Annotated in this window: 17 protein-coding genes and 2 pseudogenes; 14 read left to right on the top strand and 5 right to left on the bottom strand. The window is 68.5% G+C overall.

Going from position 1 to position 22,318, the window contains the following annotated elements; all coding sequences use genetic code 11:
• The first annotated feature begins 55 nt into the window (after window positions 1-55).
• Window positions 56-757: a TetR/AcrR family transcriptional regulator gene (locus GOALK_RS14080; protein WP_006359497.1), complete on the top strand. Its 702-nt coding sequence runs from the start codon at window positions 56-58 to the stop codon at window positions 755-757.
• Window positions 758-790: 33 nt separating this feature from the next.
• Here the strand turns inward: GOALK_RS14080 and GOALK_RS14075 are convergent.
• Window positions 791-1,585, bottom strand: a pseudogene (locus tag GOALK_RS14075) (dioxygenase family protein).
• A gap of 165 nt (window positions 1,586-1,750) precedes the next feature.
• Between GOALK_RS14075 and GOALK_RS14070 the strand changes: the two are divergent.
• Window positions 1,751-3,334 carry a cation:proton antiporter domain-containing protein gene (locus GOALK_RS14070; protein WP_006359494.1) on the top strand — a complete coding sequence of 528 codons (1,584 nt, stop codon included), beginning with the start codon at window positions 1,751-1,753 and terminating at the stop codon, window positions 3,332-3,334.
• A 7-nt stretch (window positions 3,335-3,341) separates the two neighbouring features.
• On the opposite strand, the gene GOALK_RS14065 is transcribed toward GOALK_RS14070, so the two are convergent.
• On the bottom strand, window positions 3,342-3,890 hold the full coding sequence (locus GOALK_RS14065) for a GNAT family N-acetyltransferase (RefSeq protein ID WP_006359493.1): 549 nt from the start codon (window positions 3,888-3,890) through the stop codon (window positions 3,342-3,344).
• 74 nt (window positions 3,891-3,964) lie between these two features.
• Here GOALK_RS14065 and GOALK_RS14060 point away from each other — a divergent pair, with 74 nt between their 5' ends.
• From GOALK_RS14060 to GOALK_RS14040, 5 genes are all read left to right on the top strand, one after another.
• Window positions 3,965-4,504, top strand: coding sequence for a hypothetical protein (locus GOALK_RS14060; protein ID WP_035750405.1), 540 nt, complete (start codon window positions 3,965-3,967; stop codon window positions 4,502-4,504).
• Between the two features lie 76 nt (window positions 4,505-4,580).
• Complete coding sequence (locus GOALK_RS14055; protein ID WP_006359491.1) at window positions 4,581-5,126, top strand: copper chaperone PCu(A)C; 546 nt, start codon at window positions 4,581-4,583, stop codon at window positions 5,124-5,126.
• Window positions 5,119-6,375 carry a Dyp-type peroxidase gene (locus tag GOALK_RS14050; protein ID WP_006359490.1) on the top strand — a complete coding sequence of 419 codons (1,257 nt, stop codon included), beginning with the start codon at window positions 5,119-5,121 and terminating at the stop codon, window positions 6,373-6,375. The genes GOALK_RS14055 and GOALK_RS14050 overlap by 8 nt, the downstream gene beginning before the upstream one ends.
• A 47-nt stretch (window positions 6,376-6,422) precedes the next feature.
• A complete protein-coding gene (mfd, locus tag GOALK_RS14045) occupies window positions 6,423-9,998 on the top strand; it encodes a transcription-repair coupling factor (protein WP_006359489.1) in 3,576 nt (1,191 codons plus the stop codon).
• Window positions 9,999-10,082: 84 nt separating this feature from the next.
• Window positions 10,083-10,988 (top strand): nucleoside triphosphate pyrophosphohydrolase, encoded by a 906-nt coding sequence (locus GOALK_RS14040; RefSeq protein ID WP_006359488.1) that lies wholly within the window; start codon window positions 10,083-10,085, stop codon window positions 10,986-10,988.
• A gap of 78 nt (window positions 10,989-11,066) precedes the next feature.
• On the opposite strand, the gene efeB is transcribed toward GOALK_RS14040, so the two are convergent.
• From efeB to efeU, 3 genes are read right to left on the bottom strand one after another with little or no spacing between them, the layout of a single operon-like run.
• Window positions 11,067-12,392 (bottom strand): iron uptake transporter deferrochelatase/peroxidase subunit, encoded by a 1,326-nt coding sequence (efeB, locus tag GOALK_RS14035; RefSeq protein ID WP_006359487.1) that lies wholly within the window; start codon window positions 12,390-12,392, stop codon window positions 11,067-11,069.
• Window positions 12,389-13,597 (bottom strand): iron uptake system protein EfeO, encoded by a 1,209-nt coding sequence (efeO, locus tag GOALK_RS14030; RefSeq protein WP_006359486.1) that lies wholly within the window; start codon window positions 13,595-13,597, stop codon window positions 12,389-12,391. Before efeO ends, efeB begins: the two co-directional genes overlap by 4 nt.
• Entirely contained in the window at window positions 13,594-14,550 is a 957-nt protein-coding gene (gene efeU, locus GOALK_RS14025; RefSeq protein ID WP_006359485.1) for an iron uptake transporter permease EfeU, read from the bottom strand. Before efeU ends, efeO begins: the two co-directional genes overlap by 4 nt.
• Window positions 14,551-14,806: 256 nt before the next feature.
• On the opposite strand from efeU, the gene GOALK_RS14020 reads away from it, so the two are divergent.
• The 7 genes and pseudogenes from GOALK_RS14020 to eno form a co-directional block, all read left to right on the top strand.
• Window positions 14,807-16,195 (top strand): sulfatase family protein, encoded by a 1,389-nt coding sequence (locus GOALK_RS14020; protein ID WP_198136085.1) that lies wholly within the window; start codon window positions 14,807-14,809, stop codon window positions 16,193-16,195.
• Window positions 16,196-16,316: 121 nt separating this feature from the next.
• A complete protein-coding gene (stf0, locus tag GOALK_RS14015) occupies window positions 16,317-17,126 on the top strand; it encodes a trehalose 2-sulfotransferase (RefSeq protein ID WP_005195574.1) in 810 nt (269 codons plus the stop codon).
• Window positions 17,123-18,073, top strand: a complete 951-nt coding sequence (gene cysD, locus GOALK_RS14010; RefSeq protein WP_006359483.1) for a sulfate adenylyltransferase subunit CysD — start codon at window positions 17,123-17,125, stop codon at window positions 18,071-18,073. The genes stf0 and cysD overlap by 4 nt, the downstream gene beginning before the upstream one ends.
• Window positions 18,073-20,007, top strand: coding sequence for an adenylyl-sulfate kinase (cysC, locus tag GOALK_RS14005; RefSeq protein ID WP_006359482.1), 1,935 nt, complete (start codon window positions 18,073-18,075; stop codon window positions 20,005-20,007). Before cysD ends, cysC begins: the two co-directional genes overlap by 1 nt.
• 86 nt (window positions 20,008-20,093) lie before the next feature.
• A complete protein-coding gene (locus GOALK_RS14000) occupies window positions 20,094-20,933 on the top strand; it encodes a formylglycine-generating enzyme family protein (protein WP_444542579.1) in 840 nt (279 codons plus the stop codon).
• 156 nt (window positions 20,934-21,089) lie between these two features.
• Entirely contained in the window at window positions 21,090-21,860 is a 771-nt protein-coding gene (locus GOALK_RS13995; protein WP_005195582.1) for a lytic transglycosylase domain-containing protein, read from the top strand.
• A 126-nt stretch (window positions 21,861-21,986) separates the two neighbouring features.
• A pseudogene (gene eno, locus GOALK_RS13990) lies at window positions 21,987-22,318 on the top strand (phosphopyruvate hydratase); the annotation flags it as partial.

Genomic DNA, 22,318 nt, shown 5'->3' with positions numbered 1-22,318 from the left:
GCGAAAAATGGCGCAACATTCTTGATTCCGCGACGACTCGTCCTAGGCTGGGCCCATGGCGATCGGACGTCCGGCGGAGGGTGCGACCGAGGTGCAGCGCGCGCCCCGGGCGCGGATGACCGGTGCGCAGCGGCGATTACAGCTGATCGAGGTGGCGCGCGGGCTGTTCGCCGAACGCGGTTTCGAGGGCACCTCCATCGAGGAGATCGCGCAGCGCGCAGGCGTTTCCAAGCCGATCGTGTACGAGCACTTCGGCGGCAAGGAGGGTCTCTACGCGGTCGTCGTCGACCGCGAGATGGAGACGCTGCTCGAGATGGTGACCGCCTCGCTGTCGAAGAACCGGTCGCTGTACCGCATCCAGCAGGTCGCGCTCGCGTTGCTCACCTACATGGAGGAGCGCACGGACGGGTTTCGCATCCTCGTCCGCGGCGACAGCACCGCGGCGACCGGCGAGACGGCCACCTACTCAAGCCTTCTCAACGATGCCGTCAGCCAGGTCGAGCACATCCTGGCCGGCGACTTCGAGCGCCGCGGCTTCGACCCCGCCCTCGCCCCGCTGTATGCCCAGGCCCTGGTGGGCATGGTGTCGTCGACCGCGCAGTGGTGGCTCGACGTCCGCGAGCCGTCGAAGGAGGTCGTGGCCGCCCACCTCGTGAACCTCTGCTGGAACGGGCTCACCCGCCTCGACCCGTCGCCCGATCTCGTCGGCCCCGACTACGTCGAGCCCCGCGAACGGACCACCGCCGAGGACTCCTGACGCTTCGAGGCTTCCTCGCACCTGAGGCAGCAGTCAAGCCAGTACCAGGCTCCGCTTGGAGAGTCCCATCCAGAACCCGTCGATGACCTGATCCGGACGCTGTTCGACGTCGTCGCCGGCACCGAGCGCGACGAACAGCGGCGCGAAGTGTTCGATCGTCGGATGCGCATACGGCATCCCGGGCGCGGTCTGGCGAAACCTGATGAGCGACTCCACATCTCCCGCGGCAAATCGTTCGGCGGCCCACGAGTCGAACTCGGCCGACCAGCTCGGGGGAGTCGCCTCGGGTCGCCAGTCGCGCAGGAACGGCAGGCCGTGGGTGGTGAAACCGGACCCGATGATCAGCACGCCCTCGTCGCGCAGCGGCTTGAGGCGTCGACCGAGGTCGAGCAGCCGCTCCGGGTCGAGGGTCGGTAGGGAGATCTACAGGACCGGGATGTCCGCCTCGGGGTACATGACGGTCATCGGCACGTACGCGCCGTGGTCGAGGCGACGGTTGGGGTCGTGGGCGATCGTCTCGCCGTCGGGCATCATCGCGGCGACGCGTCGGGCCAGGTCCGGGGCGCCCGGCGACCGGTACTGGACGCGGTAGTACTTCTCCGGGAAGCCGCCGAAGTCGTAGGTCAGCGGCGTCCGGGAGTCGGTGGAGCCGATGGTGAGGGGCGCCGCCTCCCAGTGCGCCGACACGATGAGGATCGCTGTCGGCCGTGCGAGGCCGCCGGCGAGCTTCTTCAGCTGGCGGACCCAGGTGGGACTGTCGACGAGGGGTGGGGCGCCGTGGGACAGGAACAGGGCCGGCTGCCGGGTGGGGGAGTTCGAGCTGGACATACCCGATCTTAACCGGACTGTGGTCCGTTTTGTTCCCGAGGCCCAGGATGCCCGCTCTGGTCGGGCAATCGGCGTGGCCGCCGCACGTCGTCTCGCGTGCGGCTATAACGTTCCAGACATCCCCGTCGGCCGCTCGCGGCCCAGAGAGAAAGGGACTCCCGGCGCGTGGAGACAGTCGGCATCTATCTCGTCGTCATCTTCGGATGCGGATTCCTCGCTCGACTGGTCCGTCTGCCGACGTTGGTCGGGTACCTGGCGGCCGGATTCATCCTGCACGCCCCGGGCATCGACGACCTGCCGATCATCGACACGCTCGCAGATCTGGGCGTGACGATCCTGCTGTTCACCATCGGCCTCAAGCTGGACCTCCGGATGCTGTTCCGGCGCGAGGTCTTCCTCACCACCGCCATCAACCTCGCGGTGATCATGGGTCTCACCACCGGCTTCCTCGGACTGCTCTCGACCATCGGCGTCCGGATGCTCATGGGTGAGGGCTGGCAGACGCTCGCGCTCCTCGGTTTCGCGCTGTCCTTCTCGAGCACGGTGTTCGTGGTCCAGGTGCTCGACGAACGCTCGGAGTCCCGCTCGCTGTACGGCCGAATCGCGATCGGCATCCTGGTCCTCCAGGACGTCGTCGCCGTCGCCTACCTCACGTCGATGAGCGGGGAACCGCCGAGTCCCTGGGCGTTCGCGCTGGTCCTGCTGATCCCGGGTGCCTGGGTGGTCCGGCGACTGTGGAACCGCCTCGGACACGGCGAACTCCAGACCCTCTTCGGCGTGACGATGGCGCTCGTACCGGGATACTGGCTGTTCGAATCGGTCGGCATCAAAGGCGACTTCGGTGCCATGGTCGTCGGCGTGCTGCTGGCCTCGCATCCGCGTGCCGGAGAGCTGTCCCGCACGTTGTTCGGTCTCCGAGAACTGCTCCTGGTGGGCTTCTTCGTCTCGATCGGACTCCACGTCACGCCCACCCTCGACACCGTGCTCCTCGGCCTGGTCCTCGTGGTCCTCCTGCCGCTCGAGGCGGCCCTGTTCACCCTCGTGCTGGCCATGTTCGGCCTACGTCGGCGCACCTCGATCCTGGCAGGTCTGGCGCTGGCGAACTTCTCCGAGTTCGGCCTCATCGTCATCTCCAACGGCGTGAGCAACGACCTGCTCGACGACGACTGGCTGGTGGTCACCTCGGTCGCGGTCGCGGCGAGCTTCGTGTTCTCGACCCTCGTCAACCGTCGGGGGTCCGGGCTGGTGGCCCGGCTCTCGGCCTACGTCCCGAGAACAGCCGCCGCGAGCGCCCATCCCGACGACGCGGCGATCGACCTCGCTCCCGCCCGTGCCGTCGTCTTCGGTCTCGGCCGGGTGGGCAGTTCGGTCTACAACCGTCTCGTCGACGAGTACGGGCTGAATGTCGTCGGCGTCGAGAACGATCCGCTGAAGGTCGCCGATCTTCGTGCGCGCGGACTACGGGTGATCGAGGCCGACGCGACCGAGACGGGGTTCTGGGAACGGTGCGAGGGCGTCTCCGACCTCGACATCCTCGTGTTCGCCATGCCGTTCCACGGGTCCAACCTGGTGGCACTGGATCGAGTCGAGGAGCGTGAATTCGAGGGGACCATCGCCGTCGTCGCGCAGTACGACGACGAACGCGACGAACTGCTCGGGCGGGGTGCCGACGTCGCCTTCCACATCTACGAGGGCACCGGCGTCGGTCTGGCCGACGCCGCCGCCGAGGCCGCGGGCCTCGACCGCTGAGATCCGACTACGAGGACGGCTCCCAGAGGTCCTTCTGCATGTAGACGCAGTCGATCCACTGGTCGGCCTTGTGGCCGATCGACCGCAGGCGACCGACCTCGGTGAACCCGAACCGCGAGTGCAGGGCGACCGATCCCTCGCCACCGGTCGCCGCGATCACCGCCACGATCTGTCGCACGTTCTCAGGATCGGCCCGATCGAGCAGCCCGGCCATGAGCGCCGATCCGACGCCGCGGCCCCCCAGGCCGGGGCGGACGTAGATGGAGTCCTCGGTGGAGCGGTCGTAGGCCGGCATGGCGCGGAATGTGCCCAGGTAGGCGTAGCCGACGATGTGCTGGTCGGACTCCGCAGACAGTGTCGCGACCACGAAGGGCCTGTTCGCCTCGCGGATCGTGCGGTACTTCGCCAGCCAAGCGGTGTGCGAGGGGACCACGTAGTCGAAGGTGGCGACGGTGTTCTCCACATAGTGGCGGTAGATGTCCGCCACGCCCGCGAGGTCGGTCTCGACGGCGTCGCGCACCGTCACCCCCATGTCGTCGGTCCGGGCTCCCTGCATTCTGACGAGACTAGTGGTGTGTGGGCCACCACTTGGCTACTACTCCGCGTAATAGCGGGCGTACGCTCGGGGGTATGCCTGTGGCGTCCGATCCGGCCGAACGACTTGTGCGCGTGCACTGGTCGGTCGTCGCCGCCATGACGTCCGGGTCGCTGAGCGTCGGGGCGCACGCGCTCGCCGGGGGAGGCCTCCCGACGTCGTCGCACGTTGTCCTTCTGGTCGCCATCAGTGCCGGACTCGGTTGGGTGAGCGGGGCGGTGGGCGGGACGCGGGGACGCGCGACCGAGATCCTCTCCGTCGGTGCGGCACTCACCGTCGCGCAGCTTCTCGGGCATCTGGCGATGCACACCGGCGGCCACCACGCGTCGACGCCGCTGCTACCCGGCCCGACGATGATCGGTTTTCACGTTGCGGCGCTGCTGATCTCCGCAGGTCTGCTCGTCGGCGCGCAGGAGTGTGCACGCCGTGTCGGCTCACGCATCCTGGCGTCCACGACGCCTCCGTTGATCGCGGTCGGGGATGTCCTCGTGGTCGCGGGTGCGGTCGATCCGCTGCGACCGCTGTTCGGTCGCAGGGGTATCTGGACTCGGGGTCCGCCGGTCCTCCCGGTCTGACCCCTGATTCCTCCATTTCCCGCCGGCGCCCAGGAGCCCCGGTGGTGACTCGCGTACCCGAAAAGGCGAAACATCCATGTTCTCAAGCACTTCCACGACCCGCCGGGCTCGTCGCCCGCTGGCGATCCTCGCCGCGCTGACACTTCCGCTGGCCGTCACGACCGCATGCTCCTCCGACGACACCCCCGCCACCCAGGCCGACTCGGTGACCATCACCGACCAGTGGGTAAAGGCATCCGACAAGCAGATGACCGGTGCGTTCGGCACCGTGGCCAACACCTCCGACCGCGAGGTGACCCTCACCGGTGGTGACACCGATGTCGCCGACCGCGTCGAGGTGCACGAGATGGCCCCGGCCGGCGACGGCACCATGACCATGCGCCAGGTCGACGGCGGCCTGAAGATCGCCGGCGGTCAGACGGTCTCGCTCGAACCCGGCGGGAACCACATCATGCTGATGGACCTGAAGCGGCCGATCGAGGCCGGTCAGACGGTCACCATCACCTTGCGCTTCGGCGACGGTTCCACACGCGAGATGGTCGCGCACGCACGCGATTTCCGTGGAGCCAACGAGGAGTACACGCCGGGCCACGGCTCGTCGGACACCGGCAGTGATGGCTGAGTCCACCAGCCACGGTGACGGCAGAAGACGGGGCCGGGGCCCGGCCCTCTCGCGACGCAGCCTGATCGCAGGCGTCGCGGGAGCCGCCGGTCTCGGTGTCGGAGCCACGGCGATCGCAGCGCGGTCCACGGACGCAGCCGGGGACGCCACGCACGGCGGCGACGTCGTCGAGTTCCACGGCGTGCACCAGGCCGGGGTGACGACCCCGCCCACCGCGCACGTCAACTACGTCGGACTCGATCTCTCGGCAGATCGGGGGCCGCAGGCGCGGGAGGCGCTCGCCGGGATTCTCCGGGTCTGGACCGAGGACGCCGCCCGGCTCACGAGGGGTACGCCGGCGCTGGCCGACAGCGAACCGGAACTCGCCCGATTGCCCGCCAGGCTCACCGTCACGGTCGGCCTGGGCCCCGGCGCCTTCACCGCGACGGGACTGGAGGGCCGACGGCCCCGGTGGCTGCATCCGCTTCCGGCGTACCCCATCGACCGACTCGACGAGCGGCGCTGGGGACAGACGGACCTGCTGCTGCAGATCTGCTCCGACGACCCGGTCACCGTCGCCCACGCGACCCGGGTCCTGACGGCGAACGTGGCGGGACGGGTCCGACTGCGATGGGTCCAGCGCGGCTTCCGCAACTCCCGCGGCAGCCAGGACGAGAAGGTGACCATGCGCAACCTGATGGGGCAGGTCGACGGAACCGTGAACCTCGGGCCCGCCGACTCGGACACCCTGGTCTGGGACGACGGCGCCGAACAGCCGTGGTTCGCCGGCGGGACGTCGATGGTGCTGCGTCGGATCGCCATGGATCTCGACGGATGGCAGGAGGTCGACCCGCGCAGCCAGGAACTGTCGGTGGGACGCACCCTCACCGACGGTGCGCCGCTGAGCGGGGGAGGTGAACACGACGACCCGGACTTCGACAAGATCGTCGACGGGCTGCCCGCCATCCCGGCGTCGTCGCACATCGCCCGCGCCCGTCACCGGACACCGACGGAGCGATTCCTGCGGCGTGGCTACAACTACGACGACCCGCCGGAACCCGATGCCGACGGGACCATCCCCATCTCCAACAGCGGCCTCCTGTTCGCCGCCTACCAGCGCGATGTCGACGCCCAATACGTGCCGGTCCAGGCGCGGCTGGCCGAACACGACGCGCTGAATCAATGGACGACGCCCATCGGATCGGCGGTCTACGCCGTCCTTCCCGGGGCTCGTCGAGGAGAGGTACTGGGGCAGGGCCTGCTGGGCTGATCGACCGGCCTGAGGGGGCACGAGGCGCGGCACATACAATCGGCGGAGTGTCGACGCCCCGTGCCCTGTCCGGTCTGGCCGCGCTCGCGTGTGCGGACAAATCCTTCCGCGAGGTGCACGAACGCCGTGCCGAACGTCGCCTCGACATCACCGCACCCGACGCCGCCCGGCCGTTCCTCGTCTCCTGTCTGGCCGCCGGCGCCGAGGCCCCGCTGCTGGTCGTCTCGGCCAACGGTCGCGAGGCCGATGACCTGACGGCCGAGTTGGCCGAACTCCTCGACGACGCCGACTCGGTGGCCCAGTTCCCCTCGTGGGAGACCCTCCCGCACGAGCGGCTGTCGCCGAGCGCGGACACCGTCGGCCAGCGACTGGCGGTGCTGCACCGTCTCGCCAATCCCGGCGACAACCCGCTGCGGGTCGTGGTCACCACGGTCCGCTCGCTCGTGCAGCCGATGGCGCCGGGCCTCGGCGAGGTCGCCACGGTAACGCTGCGCGAGGGCATCGAGGTCGACTTCGACGGACTGCTGGCGCAGCTCGTCGAGATGGCCTACGAACGGGTGGACATGGTTGGACGCCGCGGCGAGTTCGCGGTCCGCGGCGGCATCCTCGACGTCTTCCCGACGACCGCCGACCACCCGGTCCGCGTCGAGTTCTGGGGCGACGAGATCACCGAGATCCGGGCGTTCTCGGTCGCCGACCAGCGCAGCCAGCCCGAGGTCGACGCGTCCGAGGTACGCATCCACCCGGGTCGTGAACTACTCCTGTCCGAGAAGGTGCGCACGCGCGCAAGCGATCTCGCGGCGAAGAACCCCGACGACACCGCACTCACCGAGATGCTCGGCAAACTGGCCGAGGGCATCCCCGTCGAGGGAATGGAAGCGCTCATCCCGGCGCTCGTCGACGGCGAGATGCAACTCCTCACCGAGGTCGTCCCCGACGGGACACGCGTGCTGATCCTCGACCCCGAGAAGGTCCGGACCCGCGCCGCGGACCTGTCCAAGACCGGTGCGGAGTTCCTCGAGGCGTCGTGGACGGCCGCGGCGATGGGCGCGAACGCCCCGATCGACCCGCGGTCAGGAACCGGCATCGACCTGCAGGCCAGCGCCTATCGTTCGCTCGGCGACGTGCGCGAAGCGACACTACAGGCCAAACGCCCGTGGTGGACGCTGTCACCGCTGTCCACCGGCAGCGGGAACGAACTCGAACTCGACCTCACCCCCGGACCCGCACCGCGCGGCGACGAGCGCGAGATCGCGGCCACGTTCGCCCAGCTCCGGGCGCATGTGTCCGACGGCAAGACCGCCGCGATCGTCGTCACCGGCAAGGGCACCGCCCAGCGAGTCGGCGAGCGGCTGTCCGAGGCCGAGGTGCCGTACGTGATCGCCGAGCCGGGGCATCGTCCCGAACCGGGCGAGGTCACGGTCTTCGGGGCCACGCTCCGCGCCGGAATCGTCTGTGCCGACGCCGGACTCGTCGTGGTCACCGAGGCGGATCTCACCGGTACGCGCGTCGCGAACGTCCGTGACGGACGCAAGCTCCCGGCCAAGCGCCGCAACCAGGTCGACCCGCTGGCGCTGGCCGCCGGCGACCTCGTCGTGCACGACCAGCACGGCATCGGCAAGTTCGTCGAGATGATCGAACGCACCGTCTCGGGTGCGCGTCGCGAGTACCTGGTCCTCGAGTACGCGTCGAGCAAACGCGGCCAGCCCGCCGACCGGCTGTACGTGCCGATGGACGCGCTCGACCAGTTGTCCCGGTACGTCGGTGGCGAGCAGCCGTCGCTGTCCAAGCTGGGCGGGTCGGACTGGCAGAACACCAAGCGCAAGGCGCGCAAGGCCGTTCGCGAGATCGCCGGCGAGCTGGTGCAGCTCTACGCCGCGCGTCATGCCGCCCCGGGCCACGCCTTCGGGCCCGACACCCCGTGGCAGCAGGAGATGGAAGACGCCTTCGACTTCACCGAGACGGTCGATCAGCTGACCGTCATCGCCGAGGTCAAGTCCGACATGGAACGTCCGGTCCCGATGGACCGCGTCATCGTCGGCGACGTCGGTTACGGCAAGACCGAGATCGCGGTGCGCGCCGCGTTCAAGGCGGTGCAGGACGGCAAACAGGTCGCCGTCCTCGTGCCGACGACCATTCTCGCGCAACAGCATCTGCAGACGTTCACCGAGCGGATGAGCGGTTTCCCGGTGCGGGTACGCGGACTGTCGCGCTTCACCGATGCCAAGGAATCCCGCGAGATCACCGAGGCGATGGCCAAGGGCGAGGTCGACATCGTCATCGGCACCCACCGCCTCCTGCAGACCGGTATCACGTGGAAGGACCTCGGCCTCGTGATCGTCGACGAGGAGCAGCGATTCGGCGTCGAACACAAGGAACACATCAAGTCGCTGCGCACCCACGTCGACGTGCTGACCATGTCGGCGACGCCGATCCCGCGCACCCTGGAGATGTCGATGGCCGGCATCCGCGAGATGTCGACGATCCTCACCCCACCCGAGGAGCGCCACCCGGTGCTGACCTATGTCGGCGCCTACGCGCCGAAACAGGTGGCCGCGGCGATCCGTCGTGAGTTGCTCCGCGACGGCCAGGTCTTCTACGTGCACAACCGCGTCTCGACCATCGACAAGACGGCCAAGGACATCGCCGCAATGATCCCCGAGGCGAGAGTCGTTGTCGCGCATGGTCAGATGGGTGAGGATCAGCTGGAGCGCACGGTGTCGGGGTTCTGGAACCGCGAGTACGACGTGCTGGTCTGTACGACCATCATCGAGACCGGTCTCGACATCTCCAACGCCAACACGCTCATCGTGGACCGCGCCGAGAACCTCGGTCTCTCGCAGCTCCATCAGCTGCGCGGACGAGTCGGACGTAGTCGTGAACGCGGTTACGCCTACCTGCTCTACAGCCCGGACCGGCCGCTGACCGAGACCGCCTACGACCGGCTCGCGACGATCGCGCAGAACAACGAACTCGGCGCCGGTATGGCGGTGGCGCTCAAGGACCTCGAATTGCGTGGCGCCGGAAATGTTCTCGGCGCCGAACAGTCCGGCCACGTCGCGGGCGTCGGTTTCGACCTCTACGTGCGGCTCGTTGGCGAGGCCGTCGAGGCGTATCGCGCCGCGGCCGACGGCAAGCCCGTCGAGACCCAGGAGACCGGGGAGGTGCGGATCGACCTGCCGGTGGATGCGCACATCCCGGTCGAATACGTCGACTCGGACCGTCTCCGTCTGGAGGCGTACCGCAAGCTGGCGTCGGCCACCGACGACGCCGAGGTCGACGCGGTGCTCGTCGAACTCAACGACCGCTACGGTCCGCCGCCGGTCGAGACGACGCGTCTGGCGTCGATCGCCCGCCTGCGTCTGCGCTGCCGCGAGCGCGGCATCACCGAGATCGGACTGGCCGGACAGGGCGTCAAGATCTCGCCGCTGCCGCTCCTCGACAGCGAGCAGGTGCGTCTCCGCAGGCTCTACTCCTCGGCGACCTTCCGCGCGACGACGTCGGTGGTCACGCTCCCGATTCCGCGGACCGGGGGAGTCGGTTCGGCACGTCTGCGCGACGACGAGCTCATCGAGTACCTCACCACGTTCCTGACGCAACTGAAGCCGGAGCCCAACGGCTGAACCGGTTTCCGGCGAGGCGGGCGGTGCCGACGGGTTCGGGGGATACGTTGATGAACATCAGGGGGGTCGAGAAAGGGCGTACGAATGACGGTGGTGCTGCTGGACCCGGCACGGCCCGACCTGATCCCCATCCGGGCCCGCGCGTGGCTCACGGGCCCGGTCAGGGTCACCGAGGACGTGCCCGCCAGTCTCCTGTGGGAATTCGACCATGTCGACGCCGTGTTCGACGAGGTGCTCGATGAGACACCGGTCGACTCCGTACTGGTGAGCACCAACGCCGATCACCCGCTCGTCCGCGCCCGCCTCGCCCGCGGGGAGCAGGTCATCACTGCGGCGAAGGTGTCGGGAATGGCCCTGCTCGACTCCGTCGCCCTGATGGACACCTTGCGCCGCAACGGTCCGTGGGAGAGCACCCAGACCCATCACTCGTTGCGTCGCTACCTCCTCGAGGAGGTCTACGAACTGCTCGACGCCATCGAGGCCGGTGACCAGGCTGAGCTGAAGGAAGAACTCGGGGATCTGTTGCTGCAGGTGCTCTTCCATGCGCGCATCGCCGCCGACGATCCCGAGGCGCCGTTCGACATCGACGACGTCGCCCGCAGCTTCACCGCCAAGGTGATGGGCCGCACCCCCGGCGTGCTGTCCGGCGCCCACGCCGACCTCGAAACCCAGATCCGCGAGTGGGAGGAACACAAGGCCGCGGAGAAGAAGCGCGGCTCCGTCCTCGACGGCGTCGCCACCACGCAGCCGTCGCCGGCCCTGCTGCAGAAGATCCTCGAACGGCTCACCGCGGCGTCGTATCCGGTGGACAGCATCCCGGCCGAGACGTGGACCGTCACCGTCACTGTCGGCGACGACAGCGTCGAGGCGCAGGCCCGGGACAAGGCCCTGGCGCTCATGGCGTCGGTCCGAGACGCCGAGGCGCGCGCGAGAGAGCGTGGCATCGAACTCGATTCGCGCGAGGCCTGGGAAAGCGTGCTGGCGGGCTGATGGCTTTCGCTCACCGTATCCGTTCCCGCTCACTCAAATTGGTTGAGCGCGAACGGATTTCGTGAGCGTCGGGCGTGGTCACTCGAAAAGTCGCTGCCCCCACCATTCGCCGGGCTCGAGGCCGGGCGGGATCGCGAAGTTCGCCGAGCCGTTGGGGATCAGGTACTCGGTCATGGCGTCCTGGCGGGACAGAACCTGCTGCATGGGCACGAACTGTTTTCCGGTGTCGCGGTTGAAGGCGATGAAGAACAGGCCGGCGTCGAGGTGGCCGAAGCCGTCGGTGCCGTCGGTGAAGTTGTAGCCGCGCCGGAGAATTCGCACTCCGCCGAGGTTGTCCGGATGTGCCAGCCGGACATGGGCGTTGCGCGCGATGATCGGGGTGCCGCCGGAGGTGATCGCGAAGTCGGGGTCGTCGAACTCGCCGGACTTGCCCAGCGGGGCGCCGGATCTCTTGGTGCGTCCGACGATCTGTTCCTGCTCGAAGAGGTTGGCGCGGTCCCACGGTTCGATGTCCATCCGGATTCGACGCGCGACGAGGTAGGTGCCGCCGGTCATCCACTGCGCCGCCGGGGGATTGTCCCCGGGGGCGACCCAGACCCAGCGGTCGAGGAGGTCGGTGTCCTCGGCGCGCAGGTTCGCGGTGCCGTCCTTGAACCCGAACAGGTTTCGGGGTGTGTCCTGGGACTGCGTCGTCGACGACGTGCGGCCGAACCCGAGCTGCGACCAGCGGACGGCCATGACACCCACCGCCATCCGCGCGAGGTTGCGGATGGCGTGGACGGCGACCTGCGGGTCGTCGGCGCAGGCCTGCACGCAGATGTCGCCATATGACCTCGATGGATCGATCTTCTCCGCCGCGAACATCGGCAGATCGACGAGTGCTGGTGGGCGGCGGTCGGCGAGACCGAAGCGATCGGGTCGGTCGGGGGCGGAGGCACTGGGCCCGAACAACCCTGGACCGAAGCCGATCGTCAACGTGAGGTGAGCTGCGCTCAGCCCCAGCGCTTCTCCGGTGTCGGCCGGCGGGGTGTACTCGCCGAGTCCGGTGGCGCCGTCGGGCTCGGTCTCCTCGCCGCGGGTCATGCGTTCGGCGGCTTCGGTCCAGCGCTGTAACACGGCGATGAGTTCGTCCCGGTTGTCGGTGACGACGTCGAAACTCGCGAAATGAAGTCGATCCTGGGCGGCGGTGATGATGCCGGCCTGGCGTGGACCGCGGAATTCGACGACGTGGTCGGCGGCCGGTGACGGCGTGGTGGCGCGGCCGACGGCCACCCCGCCCGCGGCGACGAGCAACCCGGCACCGGTGCCGCCGAGGATCGCACGACGCGACAGGCCGCGTCGCTTCGTGCGGCCTGCGGGGTCGGAAGGTTGCGCCTCGCCGGGGCGGGGGGCCGTCTCACTCATTGCTGCAACACCAGTCCCGGGACCTGCGACAGGGTGGCCGAAAGTGCGTCGATCTGATTCGACAGTTCCTTGCGCTGTTCGGGGGTCACCTTGGTGTAGGACACGTAGCCGTCACCCTCGCGGTAGGCATTCACCGAATCACGCACGGTCTTGAACTGGGCGGTGATCTTGTCCATCAGCGCCGGGTTCTTGGCGGAGATGATCGGCTGCATGGTCGCGATGGCGGTCTCCGAACCGTCGAGGTTCGCGGCGATGTCCCAGAGGTCGGTGTGGGAGTAGCGGTCTTCCTCGCCGTCGACCTTGGTGGCGGCCACCTCGTCGATCAGCGCCTGCGGGCCCTTCACGAACGACAAGGTCTCGAACTCGAAGTCGGGCTTGTTGACCTCGTCGCGCAGCTTGGTCACGTTGGCGAGCAGACCGTCGGCGATCTCGGCGATGGCCTGCGGGTTGTCGGTCTCCTTGGCGTTCGCGGCATCCGACGGCGTGATCTGGCCCGGTGTGTCGCCGATCTCGGCGGCCTGCGGCGGCCACAGGAACCGTTCGATGCGGTGGAATCCGGTGAACGGCTGGGTGCCGTCCTCGGTGTCGTCCCACCGCATGTCGACGGCGGGGTCGAGGTCGGGGAAGGACTCGGCGACCGGCTCGATCCGTTCGTACGGGGTGCGCGTGAGACCGAATTGCGCACGCGCCGCGTCGAGATCGCCCTTCCTGACGCTGTCGACGAAGGATGTCGTCTGGGCGTGCAGGGTGTTCAACTGGTTGCGGACGTACTCGAGATACTGCGCCTTGGCGGCCGTCACGTCGGCGGGGACGTCGGCCTTCTCCTTGCGCTCGCCGCCGACGTTGAGTTCGGTCCGGATGCCGGCGCCCACCATGCCGGGTTTGCACGCCACCGTATAGGTGCCGGGTTCGACGATCTCGACCGTCAGATTGCCGGACAGGCCGGGTCCGATGTTCTCGACCTCGCCGAGGACGCGGTTGTTGTTCCCGTAGACGTAGAACTCGGTGACCTTGTCTCCGGAATTGGTGACCGTGAAGTCCACGTTGCCGGTCGTCGCGTCGGTGGTCGCGAGATCACAGGCGTCGGCGGTCGACGTGACGGCGATCGCGCCCTCGGAGCTGCCCTTCTCGGTACAGCCGGCGAGGAGCACGGGGGCGATCACCACCGCGGCCGCAGCTGCGGCCACCACGGGTCTACGAGTCACTGAGGATTCCTTTCGGGGGCGGGCTCCACGGGCGCGGAGCTCTCGTCGGACGTTCTGGCGGCGATTGCGCGATGTCCGGCACGTTGACGGCGGAAGAAGATCGTGGTCACCACGACCACGTAGACGATCCACGCGATCACCTGCAGGACCGTCGGATCCGGGCGCACGTTGAATATGCCGCCCAGGATCGTGCCGTACCAGGACGACGCGTCGTAGGTCTCCGAGACGTCGAAGGCGGTGTTGCCGAGTCCGGGCAGCCAGCCCACCGTCTGCAGCGCACGGATGCCGTAGGTCAGAATCCCGGCGGCGACGACGATCAGGAACAGGCCGGTGTAGGTGAAGAACACCGAGAGGTTCATGCGGATCGCACCGCGGTAGATCAGGACGGTCAGCACGATCGCGCCGACGATCCCGACGACGAGGCCGAGCAGCGGCCACAATCCACCGGACACGCTCTCGGCATAACCGACCATCAGCAATGCGGTCTCGAAACCCTCGCGGCCGACGGCCAGGAACGCCAGACCCAGCACCGATGCGCCGCCGGTCAGCAGCGCCTTCGACATCCCGCTCTTGAGGTCGGCGGAGATGTGGGAGGAGGCCTCGCTCATCCACAGGACCATGAACGTCACGATCCCGACCGCAACCAGCGACGCGACACCGGCGATGGTCTCGGCCGCGAGCGGCGTCATCGTCGACGTGCCGAAGTGGATCACGAGGAACACCACGAGGGTCATCGCGACTGCCGCACCGACGCCCGCCCAGATCCACTTGAGGGCGTCCCGGCGGTCGGTCTTCACGACGAAGGCGATCAGGACCATGACCACGATCCCGGTTTCGAGGCCCTCGCGCAGACCGATGAGCGCGCTTCCGACCATCTGCGTCCAGACCGACGGTCCGTCGGCGGCGGCCAGCACATGTACGCCACTCGAGGCGAGTGCCGTGAGGTGATCCATCCGGGTCCGTCCGTCTCTCAGCGCCGCCGGCGCCACTAGTTCTGTAAGGCTAGCCATAGGAACGTTAGACCTGGATGGGGGTGCCGCATAGGGCATATCGCCCTACACGTGACCGGCAAGGGCGCCCACAGCAGTCCGATCAGCGGATTTGGCGCACAGTGATTTCAACCTCTCGGCCGGTGCCGTGCGCGGTATGTCGGAATCGGGTGTCCGTCCGCCGACGATTCGGCCGGCGGCCTGCGTCATCATGGGGGCCATGGCACGCGAGAACGTCATCCTGATCCACTGGCACGACCTGGGACGTCATCTGACGTGTTACAGCGCCGACGGAGTCGAGTCGCCGACCCTCGATCAACTGGCCGCGGACGGCATCCGCTTCGCCGACGCCCATGCCACCGCGCCACTGTGCTCGCCGGCCCGCGGGTCGCTCTTCACCGGACGCTACCCCCACCGCAACGGCCTCGTCGGGCTTGCGCACCACGGGTTCGAGTACCACTCCGACGTGCGAACCCTTCCGTCGCTGCTGGCCGACGCCGGGTACCGGTCGGCGCTGTTCGGGATGCAACACGAGAGCGCGGACCCGCAGCGACTCGGCTTCGATTCGGTCGACGTCTCCGACTCGCGATGCGACTACGTCGTCGAGCAGTCCCAGGACTGGCTCCGGCGCCACGCCGACGACGATCGGCCCTTCTTCCTGACCGCGGGGTTCTTCGAGACCCATCGGCCGTACCCGGCGGACGAGTACAAGCCGTCCGACACCAGTGACATCGCAGTACCGGGGTTTCTGCCCGACACCGACGACGTCCGCGACGACCTCGCGGGTCTGCACGGTTCGATCTCCAAGGCCGACGCCGCGGTCGGTCGTCTGCTCGGCACCGTCGCCGAGCTGGGGCTGGACTCCTCGACGTGGATCGTGTTCATCACCGACCACGGGCTGGCGTTCCCGCGGGCGAAGTCGACCCTGTACGCCGAGGGCACCGGCGTCGCGCTCATCATGCGGCCGCCGACGCAGCGGCACGTCGAGCCGCAGGTCTACGACGACCTGTTCTCCGGTGTGGACCTGACCCCGACCCTGCTGGACCTGCTGGGGGTCGACATCCCGGACGACGTGGACGGCGACTCCCATGCGTCGGCACTCGTCGAATCACCCGGCGCGCCGGCCGTACGCAGCGAGGTCTTCACGGAGAAGACCTACCACGATGCCTTCGACCCGATCCGAGCCGTGCGCACCAAGGACTACAGCTACATCGAGAACCTCGCGGCGCGGCCGGCACTCCTGTTGCCGCTCGACATCGCCGACAGCCTGTCCGCTCGATCGCTGGATTCCGAAGCGATCCAACAGGACCGGCCGCGGGTCGAGCTCTACGACCTGCGTTCCGATCCGTATGAGCGCAACAATGTCGCCGACGACCCGTCGTATGCCGGGGTGCGTGCCACCTTGGCCGCGACGCTGTCCGCGTGGCGGGCCGAGACCGCTGACGACCTCCCCGACGAGGCGGCCGGCACCGCCGTCGCCCAGCGATTCATGGAGGCCTTCCATGCGAAGGCGGCGCAGGTCGCAGCCCAGGAGGAGGCGCTGCCGTCCCGTCGTCCGCAGGGTTCCAAGCGCGAGTTGGCCGGGGAGATCACGTCAGGGACCCGCTGAACCGGGAGGCACGCCGGAGATCGGGACATTCACGACAGCTGGCCGGTGTCAAGGTTTTCCGCCTCTCTGCGCCTAAAAGTCCAGGTTGCGAGGGGTTTTCGGATCGTTAGACTCATCGTTCATGTCAGCAACGCCCGCCGCGGGGCCGTCGAACTATCTGGTCTGCGCGAGCCAGCGCAGCGGCAGCACACTGCTCGTCGAGTCGCTGTCGGCAACCGAGGTCGCCGGTACGCCGGAGGAGTTCTTCCAGTACTTCGTCTCCTCGTCGCAATCGCCTCAGCCACGTGAGTGGTTCGCCGGCGTCACCGATCCGACGATCCTGGAACTCCTGGACCCGGTCGATCCCGGCACCGTCGACACCCGTGACTCCGAGATCTGGCGCGCCGACATCCTGGCGGCCGGCCGCAGCGCGAACGGGGTGTGGGGCGGCAAGCTCATGTGGAATCAGACGCCGCTGCTGATCGCGCGAAGCCGCGCGGGTTCCGGATCGTTGCGGACAGCGATCCGATGGATCTTCGACGGCGCCGACCCGGTGTACGTACACGTGTACCGCGATGACGTGGTGCCGCAGGCGGTTTCGATGTGGCGCGCGGTGCAGACGCGGGTATGGCGCAACGACGGCTCGGACGATGACGGGGACGACGGCGCGGTGTACCACGCCGCGGGGATCGCGCATCTGGCCGGCCTCCTCCGCGAGCAGGAACGGCAGTGGCGCAACTGGTTTGCCGCCGAGGGCATCGAACCCCTCGACATCGAGTTCCGCGACCTGGTGAACGACCCCACCAAGGCGGCCGCGCGGGTACTCGAGAAGATCGGTCAGGACCCCGCACTGGCACCGCCGCCACCGCTGAAACCGCAGTCGAATTCGCGGTCCAAGGAATGGGCTCAGCGATACCGAGAAGACGCCGAACGGAACGGATATCCGCTGTGACGACAGTTCCCCAGACTGCAGATCCGCAGGCTGCCGACGACATCGATCACGTCACCGCGATCCGGGTCCTGGAGGCAGAGGCGGTGCACATCATCCGGGAGGTGGTGGCCGAGCTCGAGCGTCCGGTCCTGCTGTTCTCCGGCGGAAAGGACTCGATCGTCCTGCTGCGCCTGGCGGAGAAGGCCTTTCGGCCGGCTCCGCTGCCATTCCCGATCATGCATGTCGACACCGGGCACAACTTCTCCGAGGTCATCGAGTTCCGCGACCGTCGTGTCGCACCCACCGCCGACAACCCCGAAGGCATCGAGCTGATCGTGGCGTCGGTCCAGGAGTCCATCGACTCGGGTCGCGTCGCCGAGTCGACGGACCCGTCGGGCTCGCGCAACCGGCTGCAGACCCGCACTCTGCTCGACGCACTCGAGAAGGGCGGCTTCGATGCCGCTTTCGGCGGTGCCCGCCGCGACGAGGAACGTGCCCGCGCGAAGGAACGCATCTTCAGCTTCCGCGACGAGTTCGGCCAGTGGGACCCGCGTGCGCAGCGCCCCGAACCGTGGTCGTTGTACAACGGGCGAATACGGCGCGGAGAGTCGGTGCGCGTGTTCCCGCTGTCGAACTGGACCGAGACCGACATCTGGCGCTACATCGAACTCGAGGACCTCGAACTGCCGTCGATCTATTTCGCCGGTGAGCGTGAGGTCTTCGAACGGGACGGAATCCTGCTGGCGGTCTCGGAGTTCTCGCCGTCACGGGACGGCGAAGAGGTCACCACCGAGTGGGTGCGCTACCGCACGGTCGGGGATCTGACGATCACCGGTGCGGTCCGCTCGAAGGCGACCACGATCGCCGAGATCAGCGAGGCGACGGTCTCCGAACGCGGTGAGACCCGCGCCGACGACCGGACATCGAGTGCCGCCATGGAAGACCGCAAGCGCGAAGGGCATTTCTGATGACCATCACCTCTCCGGAGACGGCTGATGCCGGCACCGGAACTCCCACCGCGACCCGGCAGTTCCTCCGCATCGCCACCGCGGGCAGCGTCGACGACGGCAAGTCGACGCTGATCGGCCGCATCCTGCACGACACCGGCAGCCTGCCGACCGACCACCTCGACGCGGTCACCGACGGTGACGGGGACGTCGACCTCGCCGCGCTCTCCGACGGCCTGCGTGCCGAGCGGGAGCAGGGCATCACGATCGACGTCGCGTACCGGTTCTTCTCCACGCCCACACGCAGTTACGTGCTCGCCGACACCCCCGGACACGAGCGCTACACCCGCAACATGTTCACCGGGGCGTCGAACGCGCATGTGGCGGTGCTGCTCGTCGACGCCCGACACGGCCTGCTCCGCCAGACCCGGCGCCATGCGCGGATCGCGACCCTCGTCGGGGTTCCGCATGTGGTCGCGGCGGTCAACAAGATCGACCTGGTGGACTTTTCCCGACACCGCTTCGACGAGATCCGCGCCGACCTCGCCGAGCTCGCCGTACAACTCGGCATCGACGAGATCACGGCGATTCCGGTCGCCGCCAAGCACGGCGACAACGTGGTGCACCGGTCGGACAGCACACCCTGGTACGAGGGTCCGACGCTCCTCGAGTACCTCGAGAACGTCGAATTGCACGCGCCGGCACCGGTTGCCGAGGAATTGCGGCTGCCGATCCAGTGGGTGTCGCGACCGAGCGAGTCCCATCGTCGCACCTACGCCGGGCGCCTGGCGTCGGGAACCCTGCAGGTCGGCGACGAGATCGTCGTGCTGCCGTCGCGCAGCCGGTCGACGGTCACCGCTGTCGACACGCTCGACGAGACGAGAAAGGTCGCGGTCGCCCCGCTCTCGGTGGCTATCCAGATCGCCGACGACATCGACATCGGCCGCGGCGACATCGTCGTCAGCGGCGCCGAGGGTGCGCACGTTCCGGTGCTCGCCCGCGAGATCGACGCCCACGTGTGCTGGCTGTCGACGTCGCCGTTGCGTGCCGGAGATCGTGTCGCGCTCAAGCACGGGCCGTCGACGGTGCGCGCCACCGTCCAGTCTCTCGAACGCCGCCTCGATCCCGACACCCTGATCGAGCACGTCGGGCCGAGCGAGCTGGCGCTCAACGACATCGGGACGATCACGCTGCGTACGGCGTCGGTGGTGCCGGCGGATCCGTACGCGCAGAACCGCGACACCGGCGCCTTCATCCTCATCGACGAGGCGTCCAACGACACCGTCGGCGCCGGCACGATCCTCGAAGCGCGAGAGGTCATCCCGGGCAAGGCCACCCGAAACGACATCAAGTGGCATCCGAGTTCGCTCGCCCGCGCCGAACGGTGGGCGCACACCGGTCAGCGCGGAGCGACGGTGTGGCTCACCGGATTGCCGGCGTCGGGCAAGTCCACCGTCGCGGTGGCGCTCGAACGTGCCATCGTCAGCCGCGGCCGCGTCGCCTACCTCCTCGACGGCGACAACATCCGGCACGGCATCTCCGACGACCTCGGGTTCTCGGCCGGCGACCGGGCGGAGAACATCCGTCGCGTGGGGCATGTCGCGCGCCTCTTCGCCGACGCCGGCGTCATCGCGATCGCGTCGATGGTGTCGCCGCTGCGGTCGGACCGGGAGATCGCCCGGGAACTGCACCGCGCGGCCGGTCTGGAGTTCATCGAGGTGCACATCTCGACGCCGGTCTCCGAGTGCGAACGTCGTGATCCGAAGGGACTGTACGAACGAGCCCGGCGCGGCGAATTGCGTGGCCTGACCGGCATCGACGCGCCGTACGAGAGTCCGGAACACCCCGATCTGAGATTCGACACCACCGGCGCCGACATCGACCGGCTCGCCTCGCTGATCCTCGGCGCGCTGATGGACCGGGGCATCGTCGAAGACGGCATGATCGAGGGGTGAGTTGCTGCCACCCGCCCGGATCCGCGTCGCCGGAGTCCCGATCTGACGAACGCAATCCTGCGTCGGCAGGGGAGGGGGCGCACGGGATCGAGACCGTCGAGGTCCCCGCCGGGCGGTTCGCGATGGGCGACGCCCTCGACGAGGGGTACCGCACCGATGGTGAGGTCCCCGTCCACGACGTCGAAGTCGGTGCGTTCTCGGTGGACGTCACGTCGGTGACGAACGCCGCCTTCGCCGCCTTCGTCGAGGCGACCGGGTACGTCACCGATGCCGAACGGGCCGGCATCTCGGCGGTCTTCCACGGTTATGCCACCGCGCCCGGCGAACCCGTCCCCGAAACCCCGTGGTGGCTCGCGACACCGGGTGCGTCGTGGCGGCATCCCGGGGGACCGGACAGCGACCTGACCGGCAAGACCACTCACCCCGTCGTGCATGTCAGCCACGACGACGCACTCGCATACTGCTCCTGGGCCGGCCGGTCGCTGCCCACCGAGGCGCAGTGGGAGTACGCCGCACGCGGGGGGCTGCACGGTGCGCGGTACCCCTGGGGGGACAGACATCCCGGCCGGGAAGAGCCTCGCTGCAACATCTTTCGCGGCGTGTTCCCCGACCGTCCGGAGGGGCACGTCGGCACCGTGGACGTGCGCGCCTTCGAACCCAACGGCTACGGCCTCTACCAGTGCGTGGGCAACGTGTGGGAGTGGTGCGCCGACCGGTTCAGCGCGCGGTACTACCGGACCTCCGACTCCGTCGACCCGACCGGACCGACCCGTGGCACCCTGCGCGTCCTCCGCGGTGGCAGCCATCTCTGCCACGACTCGTACTGCAACCGCTACCGCGTCGCGGCGAGATCGTCGAACACCCCGAACTCGACGGCGAGCAACATCGGCTTCCGCACGGTGGGCGACGCCGCGTCGGAGTCCTGACGGGCCGTCGGGAACCGAAACCGGCCGCCGACAGTTGTTCCCCTGTGACCGGGTCGCTGTGTGTTGCCGAGGCGAGCGCGCCGCGGCATGTGCGATCGTGGTCGATCGGGCGGGCAGCGGCTCGCCCAGGATCTTCAGACAGGAGTGGAACGGGGAATGCGTGTGTTGGGCCGGGGGCGGAACCGTCGCTCGTGGAGGAACGGGCTGGTGGCGGGCGGTGTGGCGATCGCCTCGACGGTGCTGCTCTCCGCATGCATCGACCTGCCGTCGCTGAACAGGCCCGACATCCCCGAGGGCATCCCGCCCGGCGCGGGTGTGCCGCAGCCCTACATCGACATCAATGCGCCCGGGCGCACCGCCGACAAGATGCGTGAATGGGCCGAACCCATCTCGGAGTCGACCGGTATCCCGATCGTGTCCCTGCAGGCCTACGGCAACGCCGCGGAGATCCAGCGGCAGCAGCACCCCGAATGCGGCATCGCATGGACGACGCTGGCCGGCATCGCCGGTGTCGAGAGCAAGCACGGGCGCTATCGGGGGTCGAGCGTCGCCGCCAACGGCGACGTCAGCCCGCCGATCCGTGGGGTCCAGCTCGACGGCACCAAGGGCAACATGGAGATCCGCGACACCGACGGCGGCCGCCTCGACGGTGACCCCACCCACGACCGCGCCATGGGGCCGTTCCAGTTCATCCCCGAGACGTGGAAGCGCTATGGCGTGGACGCCAGCGGCGACGGCGTCCCCGACCCCGACAACATCGACGACGCGGCACTCTCAGCCGCCCGCTACCTGTGCGTCTCCTCGGGCAACGACATGACCGTCGCCGAGGGCTGGGAGAAGGCGGTCCGCACGTACAACAACTCGATGGCATACGTCCTCGACGTGCGCGATCACGCCAACGCCTACTCGATCAACGTCCGTTTCTGACACGGGAGCCGGACGGTTGCAGCCGTACCACGAGACCTTGTCTCGTGGACCGCGGATGCAGCCACTACTCTTTGACCTACCGACCGGCATCACAGCCGGCACGTCCACCGAGATTGGGGTTCAGCCGTGGCAATCATCGAGCAGGTAGGTGCGCGCGAGATTCTCGATTCGCGGGGAAACCCGACGGTCGAGGTCGAGGTCGTCCTGGACGACGGCACCTTCACCCGCGCCGCCGTTCCGTCGGGCGCTTCCACCGGCGAACACGAGGCCGTCGAGCTCCGTGACGGCGGCGAGCGGTACCTGGGCAAGGGCGTCACCAAGGCCGTCGAGGGCGTCCTCGGCGAGCTGGCACCCGCGGTGATCGGCATCGAGGCCGAGGAACAGCGTCTCGTCGACCAGGCACTGCTGGACTGCGACGGAACCCCCGACAAGAGCCGCATCGGCGCCAACGCGCTGCT

The organism is Gordonia alkanivorans NBRC 16433 (assembly GCF_000225505.1).
Lineage (GTDB): Bacteria > Actinomycetota > Actinomycetes > Mycobacteriales > Mycobacteriaceae > Gordonia > Gordonia alkanivorans.
The sequence above is the reverse complement of the archived record's forward strand: the minus strand, read 5'-3'. Positions and strand labels throughout refer to the sequence as shown.